We start from the raw sequence: 21,712 nt of genomic DNA, 5'->3' as shown, positions 1-21,712 counted from the left end.
ACCCCCAAAGTTTTTAAGTTTTTTATCAAAAATATTTAATAAGAATTATTCACGGATAGAAGAATGTGGTGATTGAGTTCAAAAAACTAATCCGAATGTCACGGTGAGTTAGCTGTTGCAGGATCGAGGGCTGACCGGTTTCGTGCAGGAAAGTCGGTAATCCCTGCGGGTTGATGTGGTAATAACTATTGAAACCAAAGCATTTTTTCATAAAAAAAGGGGCCTGCATGGCCCCTTTTGTCGATCAGCATCAGATGCGGAACATGCCGACCTGATTGCTCAGTTCACCTGAAATATTTTTAAGTTGTTCAGAGAGATGGCGTGAGCTGTCGGCATCGACCGCCAGCTCGTCCGAGACGTCCTTGACTGCCTGGATGTTGCGGCTCACCTCGTCGGTAACGGCCCGCTGCTCCTCGGCGGCGCTGGAGATCTGGGTCGCCATGTCGGAGATCTGGTTGATGGAGGCGGTGATCTGCTCCAGTGCCTGGGTGGCATCGTTGGCATCTTCCACGCTGTTCTGGGCCAGCAGCTGGCCTTCGTGCATGGTGCTGACGGCGCCCTGGGTGTTGCGCTGCAGGGTCTCGATCATGTTGCGGATCTCGACGGTGGAGCTGTGGGTGCGCTGTGACAGCACCCGCACCTCGTCGGCCACTACCGCGAAGCCGCGGCCCTGCTCGCCGGCACGGGCTGCTTCGATGGCGGCGTTCAGTGCCAGCAGGTTGGTCTGCTCGGCGATGCCCTGTATGGTGGAGAGGATGGTGTTGATCTCCTGAGCGTTCTTCTCCAGCTCCTGAATGATGCCGGAAGCCTGTTTGACCTGGGTGGCGAGATCCGTGATGGAGCGCTGGTTGCGGGCGATCACCTGCTTGCCGTGCTCACAGCTGCTGGAGGAGCTGCGGGCCGCATCGGCGGTCTGCTCGGCGTTGCTGGCCACCTCCACCGCTGTGGCGGACATCTCGTGCACCGCAGTCGCGATCTGGGAGATCTCGTTTTGCTGGCGGGCCAGACCCTGGCTCGATTTCTCCGCCATGTTGTGGGACGACTTGGCCTGCTGGTTCAGTTGCCCGGAGGAGTTGGAGATGTCCTGCACCATCACGTGGATGCGGTCGATGAAGGTGTTGACGTGTTTGGCGACTATACCCACTTCGTCTTCCCGCTCGATCTTGACGCGGCGGGTCAGATCCCCGTTGCCGCGGGAGAGATCGGCAATCGCCTCGCCAAGGGTCTTCAACGGTGCCAGGGAGCCGCTGATGGCGACGTAGGAGAAACCGGCCACGATGAGGATGGTCAGCAGGCCTTGCAGCAGAGCGGAGGTGACCATGCGCGAGACTGACTGGTAGGCGACCGCTTCGTCCACCACGATGCCGAAATACCAGTTGGTGTTCGGGATCTCGGTCAGGTCGAATACGCTGGGTTTGCCGCTGATCTCCATCTCGGAGATGGTGTTGTCATGGGCCAGTTCGTTGACTTTGGCTGCGGTCAGATCGGGGGAGAGGGCGGTGGCTGGCTTGAGCGCCAGCTCCTTGTCCGGGTGGGCGATGATGGTGCCATTACCGTCAACCAGGATGGCGTAGGTGCCTTCCGAATTGAGGGCCAGCACATCGCGTACCAGGGCATCGATGGAGACGTCACCGGCGATGACCCCCTGGGTGTTGCCCCGGGTGAAGGGCTCGGCGATGGTGATGATCAGCTGACCCGTGGTGATGTCGGCGTAGGGCGAGGTGATGGCCAGCTTGCCGGCTGCCATGGCGTCCTTGTACCAGGGACGTTGACGGGGGTCATAGCCGGCCGGCAGGTCGGTCGGCTTGCTCTGGATCATCTTGCCATCCTTGGTGCCCACGTAGACCAGGTCGAAGTTGCCTGCGTTCATGGTCTGGGCCAGATGGCTGATGGGTTCGTCTTCCTTGGCGAAGGCCTCCTTGGTGGCGGTGACCATGCCGATGCGGGCATCCAGCCAGCGGGAGATGCCTTTGACATTCGAGACCGAGCTGTCGTCGATGAAGCTCCAGATCAGACGCCGGGTCTCGCTTTTCAGTTGACTTGTGTTGTACCAGACCTGCAGGCCTGTTATGACCAGGATAATGACCCCGATGGCGAGGACAAGCTTGTTCTTGATGGATAAGTTCATGTTTACATCCTTGTGAGCTTCAGTCTGCGATGTGTGGTTTTATTGTTATGGGCCAACACTGTATCGGCCAAAGTCGAACTTTTTGTATCCCGGTGCGCCATTAAATTTATAGCTTAAATCAGCGGTTATCGATCACCCCCGACACAATGAGTCCAATTTGGCGGATGGCAGAAAACGATCCGGCCGGTTGGTGAAGATGCCGTCGACGCCGATGGCGGCCAGCATCGCTTGATCGGCGGGTTCATCGACCGTATAGACCAACACTCTTAGCCCGCGTTTGTGGGCATCCTGTACCAGCTGTTGATCGACAAAATCCACGTCGCAGTTGAGCGACCAGGCACCCAGCTCGGCCGCAAAGGCCGCCTGGGTGAGGGGGATGGTGGAGGTGAGCGCCCCCAGCCTGATCTCGGGGCGCAGTGCGGCGAAGCGGGCAAGCTCGGGATGGTGGAAGGAGGAGACGACCCACTGGGCGGTCGTGAAGCCAAGCTCGGCCTCGGCACGCCGGGTCAGTCGGGCCACCTCGTCGGCTGTTTGTGCTCCTTTCAGCTCGATATGCAGCTCGACCTGGCCGGCGATGGCCTCCATCACCTGCCACAGGGTCGGGATCCCCTCTCCCTCGCCGGCATTCAGGCTTTCCAGATAGGTGCGTGACTGGGCCATCAGCACGCCGCGGCCGTCGGTGCAGCGCTCCAATCTGCGGTCATGGAAGACCCACAGTTCGCCGTCGGCCTGCTGCACGTCGATCTCGATGGCTTCAGCCCCCAGCGTCAGCGCTAGCCTGATGGCCTTGAGGGTGTTCTCCGGTGCCAGTCCGCTGGCGCCGCGATGGGCGATGATCTGCATGTTGTGCTCCTGTGAGGGCGACTCAGGCCCGGCTCAGACGAATGTCGATCTGCTGGTGCGGCAGCCCCAGCCCCTGTTGCTGCAGTTTCTCCAGCACCAGCGAGTGGACCTCGTGGGTGATGGGCATGCGGTGATCCATGCTGTTCACGTAGAGCCGGATCTCGTAGATCAGGGCCGAGTCGGTGAATTCGATCAGGAACACCTCGGGGGAGGGGGTCTCCAGCACCAGGGTGGAGGCCTTGATCGACTCTTCCAGAATGGTCTGTATCTTTCTCGGCTCCTGGGTCAGGCCGATGCGGATGCGCAGCCGTACCCGGGTGATGGCGTCGGACAGCGACCAGTTGATGAACTGCTCGGTGATGAAGGCCTTGTTGGGGACGATGATCTCCTTCCTGTCCCAATCCACTATGGTGGTGGCGCGGGTCTTGATCTTGGTGACGGTGCCGGTCAGCTCGCGGATGGTGACTGTGTCGCCGAGCCGGATCGGTTTCTCGAACAGTATGATGAGGCCGGAGACGAAGTTGGCGAAGATCTCCTGCAGCCCGAAACCCAGGCCCAGGGAGAGGGCCGCCACCATCCACTGCGCCTTGGACCAGTCGATGCCGAGAATGGAGAAGCCGGTCAGCGCCCCCACCACCAGTACTATGTACTTGGTCACTGTGGTGATGGCAAAACCGGTGCCGGGAGAGAGGCTCAGGTGCTGGAGCAGGGTCAACTCCATCAGGCCCGGCAGGTTGCGGGCGGTGACCACGGTCAGGATGAAGGTGAAGGCCGTCAGCATCAGATCCTGCAATGTGATGGCGACGACCTGCTCGATGCCGCCGATCTTGCTGCTCACCTGCCACACCTCGATGCTGCGCAGGAAGCTGAACGCCGAGTTGAGTTCGGACCACTGCACCACCACCAGCATGGTGAAGCCCAGCATCAGCAGGGTGCGCACCAGCCCGAGGGACTGGGCACTGATGGTGTCCAGATCCAGTTCGGTGTCCTCCACCACGTCCGGGATCTCGGAGCTGAGCTCGTCGTGTCCCTCTTCCCGGCCGCGCAGGGCCAGGATCTCGGCGCGCTTGCTCTTGGCCCGCTCGAAGGCGAGGCGGCGGCGCTGGATCAGCATCCAGCGGTGCGCCAGATAGTAGACGAGCAGGCAACCCAGCCCCATCAGCAGGCTCAGCTCCAGCTGGCGCAGCAGGATGCGGGAGGTATAGAAGTAGCCGAGCAGAGAGCCGATCACCGCCAGCAGCGGCGCCAGCATCAGGCTGTTCCAGATGAAGTGGTGCAGCAGGTGGGGCTTGCTCATGTCGGCCTGGCCCCAGGTGAGCGGCAGCCGCTCCCGGTTGAGGCGGGCGAAGAACAGCAGCAGCCAGAGGGCGCCGACGATGAAGGCCAGCCGGCCGAGGGAGTCGTAGAAGGCGTGCTCCTGATAGCTGTTGGCCATGCCCTGCACGAAGAAGCTCGGGATGATCACCAGCAGCAGGGTGCGAAACTGGCTCCACACCTTCTGCACCCTCTCCTTCTGCCAGCGAAAATGGAGGATCAGGATCCCCTTCTCCAGCGTCAGGTGGCGGGCCATCAAGAGCGCCAGCAGCAGGAACCAGATCTCGCCGAGGCCGCGGGCCACCGCCACCGCGAACGGGTATTGCCAGGCGCCGTCGAGCAGGCCGCGCACCATCAGCACCATGGCGGGCAGCGGCAGGGAGGCCAGCAGGGAGCGCATCAGCAGCCGGCTGGTGAGGCTGAACTTGTCCTGGGTCACCTTGCCGATGCGGGGCGCTATGTACTGGCTGTAGTGGGTCAGGTGGCGAGCCAGCTTGAACCAGCACCAGGCCAGCACCAGGATGCCGATACCGGCGAAGGTGAGGGTGATGGGGTTGTTCTCGGCGATGGCCTGGGGCAGCTGCAGCCAGTTGACCGGGTTGAGGGCGAGGCCGAGGGCGGCCGGCACCCCGAGCAGCACGGCAGGGGTGAGCGGTCGCACGTCCGGCATCCAGAACAGGTGGCTGGCGCTGAGCTCGCGGATCTCGTCGATCTTGCTGTTCTGGCGGCTGTAGAGCAGCTTGAGCCGGGTCTGCTCCTGAATGAGGCTGTCGGCGGCGTCGTTGAGTCGGGTCAGCAGCTGCCGCCTGGCCTTGAGCAGGTTGTCGAGCACCGCCAGCTGGGCGCGATCCAGGGTGATGCCGTCGGTGGTCAGCAGCTGATCGCGCAGCTGACGCGGATCCTTGAGGGCATCCTGCTCGGTCTCGTACTGGTATTTGGCCATGCGGGCGTTGACGATGGCCGACTCCAGCTTGTCGAGGGGGAAGTAGGCGGGCAGATCCGAGAGTTTGCTGCGCAGGTTCTCGCCGTAGGCGTTGCTGATCTGCAGCCACTCCAGTTGCTCGCGCACCGAGTTGACCAGGTCGTTCAGGGTCGAGAGGTTCGTGTCGATCACCCGCTGCTCGTCCTGCACCCGCTCAATCTGATCTTCGAGCGCGCCGAGCTGGATGGAGAGCGCCTGGTTCTGCTGTTGCTGCTCCAGCAGCAGCGGCATGTCGGAGGTGAGCTGCTTGCGCAGCCGCTCGCTCTCCGCCAGCGCCTGTTCTGTCTTGTCGCGGCGCAGCTGGTTCTGCTGGTTGAGCAGGCTGGTCTGCCACTCGTCCTCGTCGGTGATGGCGAGGTTGAGCTCCTGCAGCCTGAGCTTGCCCAGATCGTTGCGCTGCTGGGCGGAGAGCTGCTCCAGCTCCAGCATCTGGATCCGGTCGGAGAGGCTCTGCTCCTTGAGGCGGGTCACCAGCTGCTGGGCATCCTGCTGGCGGTCAGACTCGCTGCTGAAGCTGAGCCGATCGAGCAGGGCACGGGTCTGCTGCAACTGCTTGCGCAGCTCGTCGACCCGCAGGTGATACTCCTGGCCTGTGCTCTCCAGCTGGTTGAGGCTGTCCATCACCCCCTGGCGCTCCTTGCGCAGGTTGAGCTGGCGGTTGCTGCTCAGGCCGATGGCCTGGCGCAGCGCCTCCTCCTTCAGGGAAGAGAGGGCAGGGCGAGGCTGGGGCTGGTAGTTGTGCAGGCTCTCCTTGAGGCGGGCCGACTCCTTGGGATAGTCGATGAGCACCTGCTGATAGGCCTTGCCCTGCTCGCGGTAGCGCTGGGCTTCCCGGGCAAATTGCAGCGCCTGCTGGTAGCTCTCCCGCAGCTTCTGGTTCTCCGGGGTGTCCGTCTTGGGCACGCTCTGCAGCAGCTCTTCCACCTGGGTGATGGCGTCATCGGCCTGGGCAAGGGGAGAGAGAAGAGTAAGGCAGAGCAGCAGGGAGAGCAGGCGTTGCAACATGGCGCACGTTTCCGTTCAGGTGGAGTCGCCCTAGCCTAAAGCAGGGGCTTGGGCGGGTAAAGTTTTCCATATTAATGATTTGTAACATAAATAACGGGCGATCCCGGCCCGCTTTGGCTATCATTCCGGCCGTTTTCCCCTCCATTGAGCATCCTATGTCCGCAGTCGATCTGGGCACGGCCCCCCTTTCCCGCCTGTTCTGGCGCTACGTCACTCCGACCGTGGCCGCCATGCTGGTCACCGGCATCTATGTCACCATAGACGGCATCTTCGTCGGCCATATCCTGGGCCAGGACGGCCTGGCCGGCATGATGCTGGCCTACCCCATCTGCGCCGTGCTCTATGCGGTGGGGGCGCTGATCGGCATGGGCTCCTCGGCGCTCGCCTCGTTTTATCTGGGCAAGGGGGAGCAGGCCAGGGCCCGTCACATCGTCGGCAACGCGCTGGTGATGGTGCTCATTGCCTCGGCGCTGCTCGCCTTCATCGGCATCCACTACGGTGACGAGATGCTGGTGTGGATGGGGGCGGAGGGGGCCATCTTCGACGCTGGATACGCCTATCTGCAGTGGTATTCCTGGCTCGGGGTGTTCGCGGTGCTCTCCATGGCCTTTACCGCCCTGCTGCGCAACGATGGGCGACCCGGCCTCACCACCTGGATCCTGGTGGGGGGCGGCGTGCTCAACGTGCTGCTCGACTACCTGCTGATGGCGGTGATCCCCTGGGGGCTGGCGGGGGCCGCCATTGCCACCATGCTCTCCCAGGCGGTGACCGGGGGGCTGTGCCTGTGGCACTTCTTCACCCCGCGCAGCCAGCTGCGCATTCGCTGGGATACCCTGCGGCCAGACTGGCGGCTGATGGGGGAGACATTGCGACTCGGGGTGTCGAGCTTTCTGATGTACCTCTACCTGTCGGTGGTGCTGGCGCTGCACAACAAGGCGCTGCTCTCGGTCGGCACCTCGCTGCACGTGGCCGCCTACGGGGTCATCAGCTACAGCGAAGCCTTCTTCTATCTCATCTTCGAGGGGATCGCCATGGGCATCCAGCCCATCGCCAGCTTCAACGCCGGGGCGGGCAACTGGGCACGGGTGCTGCGGGTGCGCAACCTGGCGCTCGGGGTGACGTTGCTGGTGGCCCTGTGCGGCATGCTGCCGCTCTATCTCTGGCCGGAGGGGGTGGTCTACCTGTTTGCCGGCGACAACGCGGCCCTGTTGCCGGTGGCCAGCCTGGGCATCTGGCTCTACTTCTGGGGCTTGCCGATGGAAGGCCTGCTGCTGGTGGGGGCCACCTACTTCCAGGCCATCAACCGGGCTCGCATCGCCTCCCTGCTCACCGGCGGCAAGCTGGTGCTGATCGGCGGCTTTCTGTGGGGCTTCTCCTCCCTGTGGGGGGTACCCGGCGTCTGGCTGGCGCTGCCCACCTGCAGCACCCTGCTGGTCCTGGTGATGTGGCGGGCGATGAACAGGGAGGCGCGCCAGCACAGCGCTGCCTGACATGTGGTCATTCGTCCATGAAAAAGGCAGCCTCGGCTGCCTTTTTCGTTTTGAACGCCCCTGCCTGCGCGCGACAGGTCTCCGGCCTCAGGGCTTGAAGGCGCCGATGAAGATGGCGGGGTCGACGCGGGCGTCGTTGAGACTGACGTTCCAGTGCATGTGGGGACCGGTGGCGCGGCCGGTGGCGCCGACCCGGCCGACGATGCCGCCGCGGGGCAGGCTTTGGCCCAGCTTCACGTCGACCTTCGACATGTGGCAGAACATGCTGATGAGCCCCTGGCCGTGATCGACGAACACCGTGTTGCCGTTGAAGAAGTAGTTGCCGATCAGGATCACCTTGCCAGCGGCTGGTGCCTTGATGGGGGTGCCGGCACCGACCGCGAAGTCGAGGCCGGAGTGGGGGTTGCGCTCCTCGCCGTTGAAGAAGCGGCGCAGCCCGAACGGGCTGGAGAGCGGACCCTCCACCGGTTTGTCGAACAGCAGGTTGCTGGGCTGGGCCGGGCTGAAGGTCTGGTAGGCGCGGGTCTGTTCCGCCAGCTCGCGGTTGATGCGGGCCATGTCCTCGGCCAACGGGTTGACCTGACGGCCGTTCTTGAGCTTGATGTGCTGCTCCCGGTAGTGCTTGCTGCCGACCGTGAAGCCGAGGGGGCGGCCATCGCTCACCTGCAGCTGGTGGGGGCCGGGCTGGCTCTTGAGGGGGATGCCGACGATGGCAATCCAGCGCTTGCCCTCTTCACGCACCACCAGCACCGGCTTGTCCTGATAGCGGGCGGTCGGGGCCTGCGCCTCGCTGCCAAGGGGCACCACGGCGACACCGCCAGGCACCGGGTGGTTGAGCAGGAGACTGATGAAGCCCTCGGCGAGGGCGGACTGGCTGGCCAGCAGCAACAATAGACAACAAACGACTCTCATGATGATTCCAGGCTGGGTTGACTAAGACGAAAAGGTAACGAAATCAGGAGGCTGGCTGGAAGCGCTGGTAGATGGCTTCCATCTGAACCGAGACTTCCTGGCGCACCAGATCCAGTTCCAGCATGTCTTGCAGCACCTTGAGCTGATCCGGGCTCAGGAAGCCGCGGCTGCTCTCCAGTACCCGCTGGGTATAGGCGCGCTGGTTCTCCAGATAGGTGCCGGCATCGCCGCTCTCCTGTTGGGCCAGCTGCTGGTTCGCCTCGCTCAACAGGCGCGTCAGGGATTGGCGCTGGGCCGGTGCCAGCAGCTCGCCGCGCTCCGCCAGGCGGCCCTGGATCTCCAACAGACGGTTGGTGTCGCCCGAGTAGATCTCCTGCTCGAGCCGGGTGCGGGTATCCTCCCCCAGCAGGTTGCTGAGGTTGCTCCAGATGCGCTGGCTCTCCTGCTCATAGGCGTCGGGATGATCGAAGCCGAGGCGATAGAGCTCGCGCAGCTGCTCCTGCACCTGGCCGCGCACGTCCTCCACGATGTCGAGCCGATCGAATACGGTGGTGAGCTGGCTGCCCTGCTCGGCGTCATAAAGCCGTTCGATCAGCACGGACCCTTCGCTCGACTGGCTCCACTGGCTGATGGCGGCTTCCAGCTCGGGGTTGGAGGGGAGCGCCTCCTGGGTGGGAGCTGGCTCGCTCTGGGGGCCCTTGCCGGGCAGCTTGGCCAGCAGGCTTTGCCCCGGGTTCTGGCTGCTGCTCTGGGAAGCTGACGCGTCGCACTGGGCTGAGCGGGCGGTGCCGGCGGCCTCTGATTCCGGCTGGGCGGCGGTGTGGTCGGCTTGCCACTGCCAGAGGTTGAGCAACAGGGAGGCCAGCAGCAGCGGCGCCAGGTGAGATGTACACATTTTGGATTCTCTTGAATAAGTGAATGCCCCTTGCAGAGGGGTCTCTTATGATAACCGTAACGTCTGATACAAGCAGCCATGACGTGCACCTGCGGTGTCGACGGCGGCCCGCCATTGAGTCGGGGGCCCCATGGCTCTAGAATCGGCAACCAGCCGTTTTCATCCGAGGAAATGTTATGAATGGATTGTCCCCCCTGCGCACAGCTCCCGCTCGTCACCCCATAGGGCGTGGCTGGGTCTGGGTGCGGTCCGGCTTCGATATCTTCAACAAGGGGATGGGGGCCAGCGTCGGCATGGTTCTCGTCTGGTTTGCGGTCGGTCTGCTGCTGGAGCGCCTGCCGGCGGGCAGCCTCATCTCCCAGCTGCTCTACATGGTGTGGGGCGCCGGCTGGGTGGCGGTGGCCCACCACGGCTATGAAGGCAACCCGCTGCGCTTCGCCGACTTTTTCTCCGGCTTTCGGCACAAGCTGACCCCGCTGATGCTGGGGGGGCTGCTGGTGCTGGCCCTGTTCAGCCTGATCGGTCTCATCTGCCTGGGGCTGCTCTCCATGTGGGGGCTTACCTCCCTGCTGACCCAGGATCCCGAATCCCTGGTGGTCACGGCGGCCCAGGCCCAGGGGCTGCTGCTCTGCCTGCTGCTGGGGCTGGCGCTGCTGATCCCGGTGCTGATGGCCGTTACCTTCGCCCCCGCGCTCATCTATTTCCACGACGTGGGGATCCTGCAGGCGGCCAAGCTCAGCTTCAAAGGCTGCCTGACCAACATGTGGCCCTTCCTCTGGTGGGGCATAGTCGCCGCCATCCTGATGCTGTTTGGTGCGGCGCTGATGCTGGTGGGGCTGCTGGTAGTGATCCCGGCGCTCAACTACTCCATCTATGTGGCATATCGGGAGATCTTCCTGGATGTGGCGCAGGAGACGCCGGCCGAGGCCCCGCTGAGCGGTTTCGAAGCCTGAATGCGGCCAGCGAGTCTGGCATATTGAACGAAAGGGGCCTGCTGGCCCCTTTTTCATGCCGGTTTAATCACGCCACATGGGGTCGGCGGCCATTCGCTCCACCATAAAGTCGAGGAAGCTGCGCAACAGCGGTGACATCTGCTTGCGGGTGCCATAGACGGCGTAGACGCCGAGTCGCTTGGGCTGCCACTGCTCCAGCAGCGGTACCAGAGTGCCGGTCTCGAGATGGGGCTGGGCGGAATAGCGAGGCTGCAGGCTGATGCCGGCACCTTCCAGGGTCGCCTCCAGCAACAGGTTGGAGATGTTGGCGCTGAGGTTGCCGCTGACCGGCACAGATTCGGGCCCGTCCGGCCCCTGAAATTCCCACAGGCTCTTGCCAAAATAGGTGTAGGTGAGGCAGTTGTGCAGGGCGAGCTCCTGCACCTTGTGCGGCGTCGGGTGCCTGGCCAGATAGGCCGGGCTGGCACAGACCACGGAGTGGCAGGTGCCGAGCCGGCGGGCCACCAGGTTGGGATCGAGATCATTGGTGATGCGGATGGCGAGATCGATCCGCTCCTCCACCAGGTTGACGGTCCGGTCCAGCAGCAGGATATCGATGGCGGTGCCAGCATAGCGCGCCAGGTAGTCGTTGGCGGCCCCCACCAGCAGGGCTTCCGAGAGCGAATAGCTGCTGGTGATGCGCAGCTGCCCCTTGGGCGCCTCGTCGCCGCGCACGGCGATCTGCTCCATCTCTTCCCCCAGCGCCAGCATGGCCCGGGCCCGGTTCAACGCCTCTTCCCCCGGGCCGGTCAGGCTGAGCCGGCGAGTGGTGCGGTGCAGCAGCCGTGCCCCCATCCACTGCTCCAGCTCCGCCAGATAGCGGGTCACCATGGCACGCGACATCTCCAGTTTCTCCCCGGCGCCGCTCAGGCTGCCCTGTTCGACTACGCTGACAAAGACCCGCAATGCGGTCAGTCGATCCATGTTCAGGCTCTCTATATGCTCGATTAATGCAACAGTGATGCGCTCATTATGCTGTATTTGTACCGAAAGTGATCCAATAAACTGTGTCCATCTGATGAACCCCTGATGACTTGATGAGGAATACCCGATGAACAATACCCTGATCCGCAATCTGACCCTGGCTACCACCCTGCTGAGCGGTGCCGCCATGGCTGCCCCACTGACCGTAACTGTCTACAACCCTGGCGAGAAGGCCATCTTCCCGGTCTCCTCTTCACTGGTGGCCGGTGACAAGGAGGCGATCCTGATCGATGCCCAGTTCGACGTGCAAAATGGTCAGGCACTGGTCGACATGATCAAGAAGAGCGGCAAGAAACTGACCACCGTCTATATCAGTGCCGGTGACCCCGACTTCTACTTCGGTCTGGAACCTGTCATGGCCGCGTTCCCCGACGTCAAGGTGCTGGCCGACCAACATGTGGTTGACCACATCAACCAGACCAAGGATGCCAAGCTGAGCTACTGGAGCCCCATTCTGGGCAAGGGTGCACCCAAAAGCCTGACCGTGCCGCAAGTGATGACGGCCAGCCACCTGACCCTGGATGGCGAGAAGATCGAGATCAAGGAGATGAACACTCCGAATGCCTACCTGTGGGCGCCGTCTATCAAGACTGCCTTGGGTGGTGTGCCGGTCTACAGCGGCGTACATGTGTGGATGGCGGACAGCCAGACCAAGGCCGCTCGCAGCAACTGGGTCAAGGCGCTGAACAATCTGCTGGCTCTGAAGCCTGAGCGCGTGGTGCCGGGTCACTTCCTGGGGACTGCGCCCAAGGGTACCGAAGCCGTGACCTTCACCCGTGACTACGTAGAGCGCTTTGAGCAGGAGCTGGCCAAGGCCAAGAACTCCGGGCAGCTGATTGAAGCGTTGAAGAAGGCTTACCCGTCCCTGCCGGTCGACGATGGTCTGGCCATCGGTGCCAAGGTCAATACCGGCGAGATGAAGTGGTAACCCCCTGACGCCTACTTCCCTGTGTTTTTTTACCGGGCCCGAGGGCCCGGTTTTTTATCCAGAATTGAAGCGAGAATGATGATGAACGAAGTGCAAACAACCCTCCATTATGTCTATGACCCCCTCTGTGGCTGGTGCTATGGCGCTGCCCCGCTGCTGAAAGCCGCGGCCGATGTCGCCGGCTTGCAGATCGAACTGCATGCCGGCGGTCTCTGGCTGGGTGGCCGCCGCCAGGCCATGGGTCAGGCGCTGCGCGACTATGTGCGCCCCCATGACGAGCGGATCCAGGCGCTGACCGGTCAGCCTTTCGGCGAGCGCTATTTCAACGAGCTGCTGCTGCGAGATGGCCTGCTGCTGGATTCGGAGCAGCCGATCCGCGCCATCCTGGCGGTGGCATCCTTGGGGGGCAATGGGTTGGTGATGCTGCACCGCATCCAGCAATCCCACTATCGCGATGGCATCTGGATCGGTTCTCTCGAGCATCTGACCAGCCTGGCGGCGGAGCAGGGCATTGCGCAGGAGGCCTTCGTGCAGGCTTATCAGGCGGTTGAGCTGGCAAGCCATCTGGCGGACAGCCAGGTCTGGATGCGTCGTCTCGGCGGGCAGGGTTACCCGACTCTGGGGCTGGTGCGGGGGGACAAGGTAACGCCCCTGTCAGCGTCCTCTTTCCTGGGCGAGCCGCAAGCATTTGCCCGCCATATCCAGCAGCTGATGGGGCGCTGAGGGGGGAATTGGTGTCCTGCCGAAGATAACCTTGATCGGATGAGTCCTGAGTGGATTTTCTTGCCTGGGCGACCCTCATGCTATCCCCGTGAAGGGCGATATATTGAGCCGCGGATAGTTTGAAAATCATCCGCTTGCAATCATCGCGCTATGCTCTATGGGGATAGCCCGGACGTTCGATGTCAGGGGCTTGCGTCTAGCCGCCAAGGATACCAATCATGTTCAAAAATATGTCTATAGGTCAGAAGTTGAGCGCCGGTTTTGCGGTGTTGGCATTATTGGTGCTGGTCATCGCCGGATTTGGGATCTCCAGGCTCTCCTACCTGAATGCGAACACTCAGCTTATTGTCAATAACCTGGTGCCTTCCATTCGCTATGCCAGCCAAATGCACGTTGCGCTGCTGGATGCGCGTCGAGCCGAGCTGGCCATGGTCATTGCGTTGACCAACAATGACCAGGCGGATATCGCCAAACGGAACGACAGTTTCTCGGATGCCAAGGCTCGCTTTCTAAAAGCGTTGTCGGATTATGGCCGTTTGGCTTTCAACGACGCAGAAGAAGAGCAGACCTATCGTGCCTTGCAACCAGCAGGAGAGGCCTACTTCAGCGCCCATGATCAGCTGTATCAAGCGGTCATGAACAACGAAGGCGCCAAGATTGGCGAGTATCGGGATGGCATTACCCGCACTACGTTGGACCAGACCACTCAGCTCACAATGACGTTGCGCGAGATTAACGACCGCATTGGTAGTGCCATGCATACCAGCAGTGAGCAATCATATGAGTCAGCCAAACTGCTCAGCATAGCGATTGGACTCGTGACGCTGCTTTTCGTGGTGTTGGTGGCTTGGTATCTGACTCAGCAGATCAAGCGCCCGGTCAACGCGTTGCTGGAGGTGGTTGGTAAAGTGTCGGGAGGTGATCTGGCGACCCATCTTGACACCAGCCAGTTCAACAATGACGAGCTGGGTCAACTGGCCAAGGGCTTTGGCGAAATGCAGAAAAACTTGCGCAATCTGGTCAGTGAAGTCTCCGGCTCCGTGGTGCAACTGAGCTCTGCGGCCGAAGAGATCAGCGCGGTTGCCCGTCAGTCCGCCAACAACATGAACAGCCAGCAGCACGAGCTGAACCAGCTGGCCACCGCCATGAACGAGATGCAGGCGACGGTGCAGGAGGTGTCCCGCAACACCAGCGATGCCGCCAGTGCCGCCAGCGCCGCCAGCAGCACCGCCGAGCTGGGGGCCCGCACCGTCAACGACTCCATCAAGCGCATTGAGCAGGTGGCCGGAGCCATCGAGAGCACCGCCGTGGTGATTCATCAGTTAGGTGACGACAGCCGCAACATCGGCATGGTGCTGGAGGTCATTCGCGGGATCGCCGAGCAGACCAACCTGCTGGCACTGAACGCCGCCATCGAGGCGGCCCGGGCCGGGGAACAGGGGCGCGGTTTTGCGGTGGTGGCCGATGAGGTGCGCACCTTGGCGAAACGGACCCAGGACTCCACCTCCCAGATCAACACCATCATTGCCGAACTGCAGCAGCGGGCCGAGCAGGCCGGCACCACCATGCAGCAAAGTCAGGATATGATGAACTCCACCGTCAGTACGGCGCGTGAGGCGGGGGCGTCCATCTCCGAGATCAGCGGCTCGGTGGAGAGCATCTCCCACATGAACATCCAGATTGCGACCGCCACCGAAGAGCAGGGGGCGGTGAGTGAAGAGCTCAACCGCAACGTGGTCAATATCAGCCATGCCTCGGAAGAGGTGGCGGCCGGGGCGACCCAGATGGCGCAGGCCTGCAACGACCTGAACCATCTGGCCACCCAGCTGCAGGAGCTGGTACGCCGCTTCCGGGTGTGATGAGGCGACGCTGACCCGACGGGCCAGGATCCGGGCCCGTTTTATTTATCCCCTGTGCATGGTCTGTCCAATCTCACCATCCCTTGTCCCTCCCGCCGTTCTTGGGCATGCTAATGGCCCCATTGGTTGGCAGGATTCTGGATGTATGAACCTTCGCGATCTCGAGTATTTGGTGGCGCTGGAAGAGGAGAAGCACTTTCGCAAGGCGGCCGAGCGCTGTTTCGTCAGTCAGCCGACCCTGAGCGGCCAGCTGCGCAAGCTGGAGGATGAGCTGGGGGTGATCCTGATCGAGCGCACCTCCCGCAAGGTGCTGTTTACCCCGGCTGGCGATGCCATGGCGCAGCAGGCTCGCAAGGTGCTCAAAGAGGTGCGCGAACTCAAGAGCATAGGCCAGCACTTTGCCGAACCCATGTCTGGCGAGATCCACATCGGCTTCATTCCCACCGTCGGTCCCTATCTGTTGCCACACATCATCCAGGATCTGCGCGAACATTTTCCCAAGCTGGAGTTCTACCTCTATGAAGAGCAGACCCAGGTGCTGCTCAAACGGCTGGAAGAGGGGGAGCTGGACTGCCTGATCCTGGCCGAACTGGAGGGGATGGAAGGGTTTGGCTCCATCCCTCTCTATCAGGAGCCCATGTGGCTGGCGGTGCCCCAGCAGCATCCGGAGGCGAAGGCCAAGGCGGTGCCGCTCAGCAATCTGAAGGGCAAGAAGCTGCTGATGCTGGCCGATGGCCACTGTCTGCGGGATCAGGCGATGGGCTTCTGTTTTGCCGCCGGCATCGGCGAGGATCAACGTTTCAAGGGCACCAGCCTGGAGACGCTGCGCAACATGGTGGCAGCCGGCAGCGGCATGACGCTGGTACCCAGGCTAGCGGTGCCTGCCAATACCGAAGAGGGCGGCGTGAGCTACCGGCCGGTGATCGATCCGGTACCGGGGCGTACCATAGCGCTGCTCTACCGCCACTACTCGGTGCGCCGGCCCTGCTTCAACGAGCTGGCGGCCCGCATCTCGAGCCTGATGAAAAGCCTGCTCGGCTGACGACAACGCATTCGTGTTCACCAAAAGAAAACCGGCGCCTGGGCGCCGGTTTTTGTCTGCTGCGGTTGCTTAGAAGATATCGTCGGTGGAGACAGGGCCGTCAGTGTCCGAGCCGTCGCCGCCATAGACCTGATTGCCATCCGAGCTCTGGGTGGCGAAGCGGGTCGGTTCGGTGCCTTCCTTGAAGAACTCGTCCGTACTGCTGCCATCGGTGCGGTTGGTTAGCAGGCCGGTTTCACGGTCGATGCGCACCGTGATGATCCCTTCCGGCACCGGCATCTTGCGCTCGGGGATCTGCTTGAGCGCCGTCTTCATGAAGTCGATCCAGATGGGCTGTGCGGCGCCGCCGCCAAACTCGGCCCGGCCCAGGCCACGCTGGTGGTTGTCAAAACCGATCCAGGAGGTGGCGACCAGGTTCGGGGTATAGCCGGAGAACCAGGCATCGCGTGACTCGTTGGTGGTCCCGGTCTTGCCCGAAATATCGTGGCGCTTGAGATCGCGAGCCGCCCGCCAGCCGGTGCCGCGCCAGCCATTGCCGCCCCAGATGGCGGTGGTCAGGGTATCGGTGACCAGGAAGGCGCTCTGGGCACTGATGGTCTGCGGCGCCATGTTGTTGGGCACGACAGGATCGATGGGGCACTGGGCCTTCCAGTCGGGGGCCGTATTGGCATAGGCATCCGCGCTGTCCAGACCGGCGGCGGCCAGTACGCCACAATCACGGCAGGCGGCGGCCGGGTTGGCCTGATAGAGAGGCGCGCCGAAGCTGTCAGTCACCTCGGTAATGAAGTAGGGGGTGACCTGGAAGCCGCCGTTGGCCAGCACCGAATAGCCGCGCACCACTTCCAGCGGGGTGAACTCGGCCGCACCCAGCGCCAGCGATTCGTTGGGCGAGATGGTGTTGCGGGCAAAGCCGAAGCGGGTGAGGCCGTCGATATAGGTATCCAGCCCGATGGCGCGCATCAGTCGTACCGACATCACGTTCTTCGACTTGGCAAGACCAAGGCGCAGCGGTGTGGGGCCGTCATAGATGGCCGGGGAGTTCTTGGGCTGCCACATGGGGCCCTTGGAGGGATCCCACTGGTTGATCGGCGCATCGTTGATGAGCGAGGCCAGGGTATAGCCCTGCTCCAGCGCGGTGGCATAGAGGAAAGGCTTGATGTTGGAGCCTATCTGGCGACGTGCCTGATCGACCCGGTTGAACTTGGACAGCTCGAAGCTGAAACCGCCGACCAGCGCCTCGATGGCGCCATCCTGCGGATTCATGGCCACCAGGGCGGCGTTGACCTCGGGGATCTGGGAGAGCAGCAGCTCTTCACCCTTCTCCCGTATCCAGATCTGGGCGCCGACCTTGAGTACGTCCCGTGCCGATTTCGGGGCAAAACTCTGGCGATCGTCGGTGATGAAAGAACGAGCCCACTTGATGCCGTTCCAGCCAAGCTCGGCCTGCTTGCCGTTTTTCAGCACTATGGTCGCGCTCTTGTCACCCAGCTTGGTGACCACGGCGGCCATCAGCGGCTGATAGGTCGGCTGCTTGGCCAGATGGGCCATGATCTTGTCGTAATCCCAGTCGGCCTCGCCGCTCTTCCACAGCTGGGCGGTCACCCCCTTGTAGCCATGGCGGGTGTCATAGTCGAACACGCCGTCGAGCAGAGCCTGACGGGCTGCCCGCTGACGCTTGGCGGTGACCGTGGTGTAGACGTGCAGGCCCATGGTGTAGGCATCTTCCCCAAACTGCTCCACCATCTTCTGGCGAACCATTTCGCCGAGATAGGGGGCGTTGAGGGTGGTCTCGGCACCGTGATAACGGGCCTTGATCGGCATCTTGGAGGCTTCGTCATACTGGGCCTGGGTGATCTTGCCTGTCTCCAGCATGCGACCCAGCACCACGTTGCGACGGGCGAAGGCCCGCTCCGGCGAACGGATCGGGTTCAGCATGGAGGGGGCCTTGGGCAGACCGGCAATGATGGCGATCTCGTCCAGAGTGAGCTCTTTCACCTCTTTGCCAAAATAGACCTGGGCGGCGGCGCCGACCCCGAAGGCCCGATAGCCGAGCGGTATCTTGTTGAGGTAGAGCTGCAGTATCTCGTCCTTGGAGAGGTTCTGCTCGATGCGCCAGGCGAGGAACACCTCCTTGATCTTGCGCACCAGGGTCTTCTCGTTGCTCAGGAAAAAGTTGCGGGCAACCTGCTGGGTGATGGTACTGGCGCCCTGGCGTGCCTGGCCGGAAACTGCCCAGACGGTGGCAGCCCGCAGAATGCCGATGGGGTCGATGCCGGGGTGCTCGTAGAAGCGGGCATCTTCGGTAGCGAGCACCGCATCGATCATGGACTGGGGAATTTCATCCAGATGCAGGGGGATGCGACGAATTTCGCCAAATTGGGAGATCAATTCCCCATCCCGACTGTACACCTTCATCGGGGTGGCCAGCTTGACGTCGCGCAGTGCGGTCACATCCGGCAACTGGGGCTTGATGTAGAAGTAGATACCGATGAGGCTGGCAACACCCAGCACAGCACCCAGCATCATGACAATAAACAGGCGTACGAGCCATTTCAGCATGGAAGAACTACCAATCGTCTTAAAATTAGCCAACGGGCGCAGAGTATAGCCCTTTTGCCTTCGTGAATTCGAGGTTTTCCTGACGATGGTCCGGCTCCTCGAGAAGAGGCGGGAGGTTAGCACTCTGCGACTCAATAACCAAGGGGAGGAGGGCGCGGCTCGGAAAGCGAGTTGCATCACTTTTCGGCATAAACTTTATGACATTGATAGATAGAGCATTTAGGATGAGTTAAGCCATCATCTTCTGATTAGCTGTCCTACAATCAATCCTAAAACCCATATAACGCATGGATGTGTATATGTTTGGGCTATTCAACAAGGGTTCTCTGCTTCCACTGGCAGGCATTGATTTTGGAAGTCAGACCATCAAGGCCGTGACCATCACCGGCCGTCCCGGCAAGCTGCACCTCGAATCCGTGGCGGAGGTTGCCACCCCCAAAGGCACCCTGGTCGATTATCAGCTGCAGGATATCGAGCGGGTCGGCCAGTCTCTCAAGGGCCTCAAGCGCCTCATCTCGGGCAGCAGCCAGTATGTGGCTACTGCCGTTACCGGTTCCAACGTGATCACCAAGGTCATTCAGGTGGATGCCAGCCTGAGTGAAAGCGAGCTGGAAAATCAGGTCCAGCTTGAGGCTGAACAACTCATTCCTTTCCCCCTCGATGAAGTGAGCCTGGATTTCGAGATCCTGGGCAAGGTCGCCGATCAGGAGCGCCAGGAGGTGCTGCTGAGCGCGGCCCGCACCGAGAGCGTGAATGGTCGGGTCACCGCGCTGGCGGAAGCCGACATGACCACCAAGGTGGTGGATGTCGGGGCACACGCCTTGGGGCGGGCGGTACTCGCCTGTCTGCCTGAGCTGCAGGAGTGGGACAAACCGGTCGGTGTCATCGACATCGGCGCCAGCGCCATGACATTTGCCGCGCTGGTGAAGGGGGAGGTGATCTACTCCCGCTTGCAGAACTTCGGTGGCGACCAATACAGCCAGGCACTGGCCTCTTTCTACAGCCTCTCTCTGGATGATGCCGAGCAGGCCAAGCTGCAGGGCAAGTTGCCGATCGATCACGAGCTGGATGTGTTGCTGCCCCACATGAATGCGTTGCTGCAGCAGGTGCGGCGCAACGTCCAGCTGTTTTGCAGCTCTTCCGGCCACCGGGAGCTTTCCAAACTGGTGTTGAGCGGAGGGGGCAGCCTGCTGCCCGGGTTGGCGGCTCAGATTGGCAACGAGCTCAGCTGCGAGGTGTTGCATCCCGATCCCTTTACCCTGTTCGGCAAACCCAAGGGAGAGGTCGCTGCCCATGGTGCCAAGTACATGACGGCGCTGGGTCTGGCATTGAGGAGCTTCACGCCATGTCAAATATAAACCTCTTGCCCTGGCGCGAGGCCAGGGCCCAGCGGCAGAAGAAGCAGTTCGGCGTCATGCTCGGTATCTTCATGGCCATCACGGCATCCCTCGGTTTTGCCGCTGACTGGCTGGTGGAACAGCAGATCGGCCATCAGCAGCAGCGCAACCAGCGCCTGCAGCAGGAGATGACCATACTCGATGCCCAGCTTGGCGAGATCCGCCTGCTCAAGGAGCGGCGCAAGGAGCTGATTGACCGCATGCAGCTGATCGAGCATCTGCAGATGCGTCGCAACCTGCCGGTTCGTCTGTTCAACCAGCTGCCTTCGTTGGTACCCAATGGGGTGTATCTCAACACGTTGGCTCTGCAGGACAACCGGATCGACGTGAACGGCAAGACCGAAGCCTATGGCAGGGTGGCCAGCATGATGCGTCGCATCGATGGTTCCGGTTGGCTGGGGCAGTCGCAGATCAGCACCATCTTTGCGGCCGATGTGGCACCCGTCTCCCTGAGCCAGTTTTCCATGATGTTCCAGGTCGCCGTGGCGGCTGGAGCCAGCCTCGAGATGGCTAAGGGGCAGAAATGAACCTGCAACAGCTCAACGAACTTGATTTCAACAACATTGCCAGCTGGCCCAAACTGGCCAAGGGGATCTTCATCCTGTTCTTCTGTGCCCTGCTTGGGGGCGCCATCTATTACTACGTGATTGCCAAGTCGCTGACTCTGTTGACCCAGGAAACCGACAAGGAGGCGGAGCTCAAGTCACAGTTTGAGAGCAAGGCGATGCTGGCCGCCAATCTCGGTGCATACAAGGCGCAGATGGTGCAGCTTGAACAACTGGTCGATACCCAGCTCAAACAGCTGCCCAATACCCATGAAGTGGCCGGGCTGCTGGATGACATCAGCTTCATCGCCACCGACAATGGCCTCAAGTTGAATCGCATCAACTGGGAGCCGGAGATCAAGCACGAGTTTTCCACCGAGCTGCCCATGCGAATAGAAGTGGTGGGTACCTATCATGAGATCGGCAAGTTCACGGCTGACATGGCGGCCTTGCCAAGGATCGTCATTCTGGAGTCGTTCACGCTGGGTCAGGGCAAGGAGCAGGATGACATGATCGCCATGTCGATGCTGGCCAAGACCTATAAATACAACGGCAAGACGGTGGAGCAGAAAAAATGAGGATACTCTGCGTTTTGTTGCCGGCATTGTTGCTGACGGCCTGCGGCGGTCAGGATGACATGGATAATTACGTGGCCGAGGTGAAGGCCAGAAAGCCGGTTCCCATTGAACCTCTTCCCGAAATAAAGCCCTTCTCTCCCATGGCTTATCATCTCAGTGACCAGCGCAGTCCCTTCATCGCTCCCCAGCCCGAGGCCAGCAGTGCCAAGACGGATGCCAAGGTGAAACCGGATTGCGCCCAGATTGTCGCCAACAGAGAGAAAGAGGTGCTGGAGAACTATTCACTGGCCAGCCTGAGCATGCAGGGTTCCCTTGGCAAGCAGGGGCAGCTCTGGGCCCTGATCAGAACGCCGGATGGTCAGTCCATCCGAGTGGGCCTCAACCAGCATATGGGGCTGGATCAGGGGCGGGTGATCAGGATCACTGACACTTATGTGGATTTGATTGAGACTATACCGGACGGCAAGGGATGCTGGGTGACTCGAGAAACCCAGCTGGGCATGGCCAATCTTGAAGCAAAACGATAATCAGGGATG

17 protein-coding genes are annotated in these 21,712 nt (G+C 61.6%); 10 read left to right on the top strand and 7 right to left on the bottom strand.

Annotation, left to right across the window (positions count from 1 at the left end; all coding sequences use genetic code 11):
- Window positions 1-250 precede the first annotated feature (250 nt).
- The 3 genes from I6L33_RS20650 to mscM all read right to left on the bottom strand — a co-directional run bounded on the left by I6L33_RS20650 (window position 251) and on the right by mscM (window position 6,272).
- On the bottom strand, window positions 251-2,128 hold the full coding sequence (locus I6L33_RS20650; protein ID WP_017764984.1) for a methyl-accepting chemotaxis protein: 1,878 nt from the start codon (window positions 2,126-2,128) through the stop codon (window positions 251-253).
- Between the two features lie 132 nt (window positions 2,129-2,260).
- Complete coding sequence (locus I6L33_RS20645; RefSeq protein ID WP_216973259.1) at window positions 2,261-2,971, bottom strand: glycerophosphodiester phosphodiesterase; 711 nt, start codon at window positions 2,969-2,971, stop codon at window positions 2,261-2,263.
- 22 nt (window positions 2,972-2,993) lie between these two features.
- The gene (gene mscM / locus I6L33_RS20640) at window positions 2,994-6,272 is read right to left on the bottom strand and encodes a miniconductance mechanosensitive channel MscM (RefSeq protein ID WP_216973258.1); all 3,279 of its coding nucleotides are present in this window, start codon (window positions 6,270-6,272) and stop codon (window positions 2,994-2,996) included.
- Window positions 6,273-6,427: 155 nt separating this feature from the next.
- Here mscM and I6L33_RS20635 point away from each other — a divergent pair, with 155 nt between their 5' ends.
- Window positions 6,428-7,762 (top strand): MATE family efflux transporter, encoded by a 1,335-nt coding sequence (locus I6L33_RS20635; protein WP_216973257.1) that lies wholly within the window; start codon window positions 6,428-6,430, stop codon window positions 7,760-7,762.
- 87 nt (window positions 7,763-7,849) lie between these two features.
- On the opposite strand, the gene I6L33_RS20630 is transcribed toward I6L33_RS20635, so the two are convergent.
- Both I6L33_RS20630 and I6L33_RS20625 read right to left on the bottom strand, forming a co-directional pair.
- Entirely contained in the window at window positions 7,850-8,674 is an 825-nt protein-coding gene (locus tag I6L33_RS20630) for a M23 family metallopeptidase (protein ID WP_216973256.1), read from the bottom strand.
- Window positions 8,675-8,717: 43 nt separating this feature from the next.
- Window positions 8,718-9,569, bottom strand: coding sequence for a hypothetical protein (locus I6L33_RS20625; protein WP_216973255.1), 852 nt, complete (start codon window positions 9,567-9,569; stop codon window positions 8,718-8,720).
- Window positions 9,570-9,745: 176 nt separating this feature from the next.
- On the opposite strand from I6L33_RS20625, the gene I6L33_RS20620 reads away from it, so the two are divergent.
- Window positions 9,746-10,522, top strand: a complete 777-nt coding sequence (locus I6L33_RS20620) for a BPSS1780 family membrane protein (RefSeq protein WP_216973254.1) — start codon at window positions 9,746-9,748, stop codon at window positions 10,520-10,522.
- Window positions 10,523-10,585: 63 nt separating this feature from the next.
- Here the strand turns inward: I6L33_RS20620 and I6L33_RS20615 are convergent, their stop codons facing one another.
- Window positions 10,586-11,485, bottom strand: coding sequence for a LysR family transcriptional regulator (locus tag I6L33_RS20615; RefSeq protein WP_017764991.1), 900 nt, complete (start codon window positions 11,483-11,485; stop codon window positions 10,586-10,588).
- A gap of 127 nt (window positions 11,486-11,612) precedes the next feature.
- Between I6L33_RS20615 and I6L33_RS20610 the strand changes: the two genes are divergently transcribed.
- From I6L33_RS20610 to oxyR, 4 genes are all read left to right on the top strand, one after another.
- Window positions 11,613-12,473 carry a Vmh family MBL fold metallo-hydrolase gene (locus tag I6L33_RS20610; protein ID WP_005298358.1) on the top strand — a complete coding sequence of 287 codons (861 nt, stop codon included), beginning with the start codon at window positions 11,613-11,615 and terminating at the stop codon, window positions 12,471-12,473.
- A 75-nt stretch (window positions 12,474-12,548) separates the two neighbouring features.
- A complete protein-coding gene (locus I6L33_RS20605) occupies window positions 12,549-13,196 on the top strand; it encodes a DsbA family protein (RefSeq protein WP_216973253.1) in 648 nt (215 codons plus the stop codon).
- Window positions 13,197-13,414: 218 nt separating this feature from the next.
- Window positions 13,415-15,055: a methyl-accepting chemotaxis protein gene (locus I6L33_RS20600; protein ID WP_017764994.1), complete on the top strand. Its 1,641-nt coding sequence runs from the start codon at window positions 13,415-13,417 to the stop codon at window positions 15,053-15,055.
- A gap of 145 nt (window positions 15,056-15,200) precedes the next feature.
- Entirely contained in the window at window positions 15,201-16,097 is an 897-nt protein-coding gene (gene oxyR, locus I6L33_RS20595; protein ID WP_010633192.1) for a DNA-binding transcriptional regulator OxyR, read from the top strand.
- A gap of 69 nt (window positions 16,098-16,166) precedes the next feature.
- Here oxyR and I6L33_RS20590 read toward each other — a convergent pair whose 3' ends face one another.
- On the bottom strand, window positions 16,167-18,656 hold the full coding sequence (locus I6L33_RS20590; protein WP_216973252.1) for a penicillin-binding protein 1A: 2,490 nt from the start codon (window positions 18,654-18,656) through the stop codon (window positions 16,167-16,169).
- A 287-nt stretch (window positions 18,657-18,943) separates the two neighbouring features.
- Here I6L33_RS20590 and tapM point away from each other — a divergent pair, with 287 nt between their 5' ends.
- Genes tapM through I6L33_RS20570 form a run of 4 tightly spaced genes read left to right on the top strand, consistent with a single transcriptional unit; the run spans window position 18,944 to window position 21,703 of the window.
- Complete coding sequence (gene tapM, locus I6L33_RS20585; RefSeq protein WP_017787953.1) at window positions 18,944-20,014, top strand: PilM family type IVa pilus assembly protein TapM; 1,071 nt, start codon at window positions 18,944-18,946, stop codon at window positions 20,012-20,014.
- Window positions 20,002-20,580, top strand: coding sequence for a PilN family type IV pilus biogenesis protein TapN (tapN, locus tag I6L33_RS20580; protein ID WP_216973251.1), 579 nt, complete (start codon window positions 20,002-20,004; stop codon window positions 20,578-20,580). The genes tapM and tapN overlap by 13 nt, the downstream gene beginning before the upstream one ends.
- Window positions 20,577-21,176, top strand: coding sequence for a PilO family type IV pilus biogenesis protein TapO (gene tapO / locus I6L33_RS20575; protein WP_005298374.1), 600 nt, complete (start codon window positions 20,577-20,579; stop codon window positions 21,174-21,176). The genes tapN and tapO overlap by 4 nt, the downstream gene beginning before the upstream one ends.
- Entirely contained in the window at window positions 21,173-21,703 is a 531-nt protein-coding gene (locus I6L33_RS20570) for a pilus assembly protein PilP (RefSeq protein ID WP_005298376.1), read from the top strand. Before tapO ends, I6L33_RS20570 begins: the two co-directional genes overlap by 4 nt.
- Window positions 21,704-21,712 lie beyond the last annotated feature (9 nt).

The sequence above is a fragment of the Aeromonas sp. FDAARGOS 1403 genome, assembly GCF_019047325.1.
GTDB classification, from domain to species: domain Bacteria; phylum Pseudomonadota; class Gammaproteobacteria; order Enterobacterales; family Aeromonadaceae; genus Aeromonas; species Aeromonas dhakensis.
Note: the sequence above shows the minus strand (reverse complement) of the source record. Positions and strands in the feature narration are given on the sequence as shown.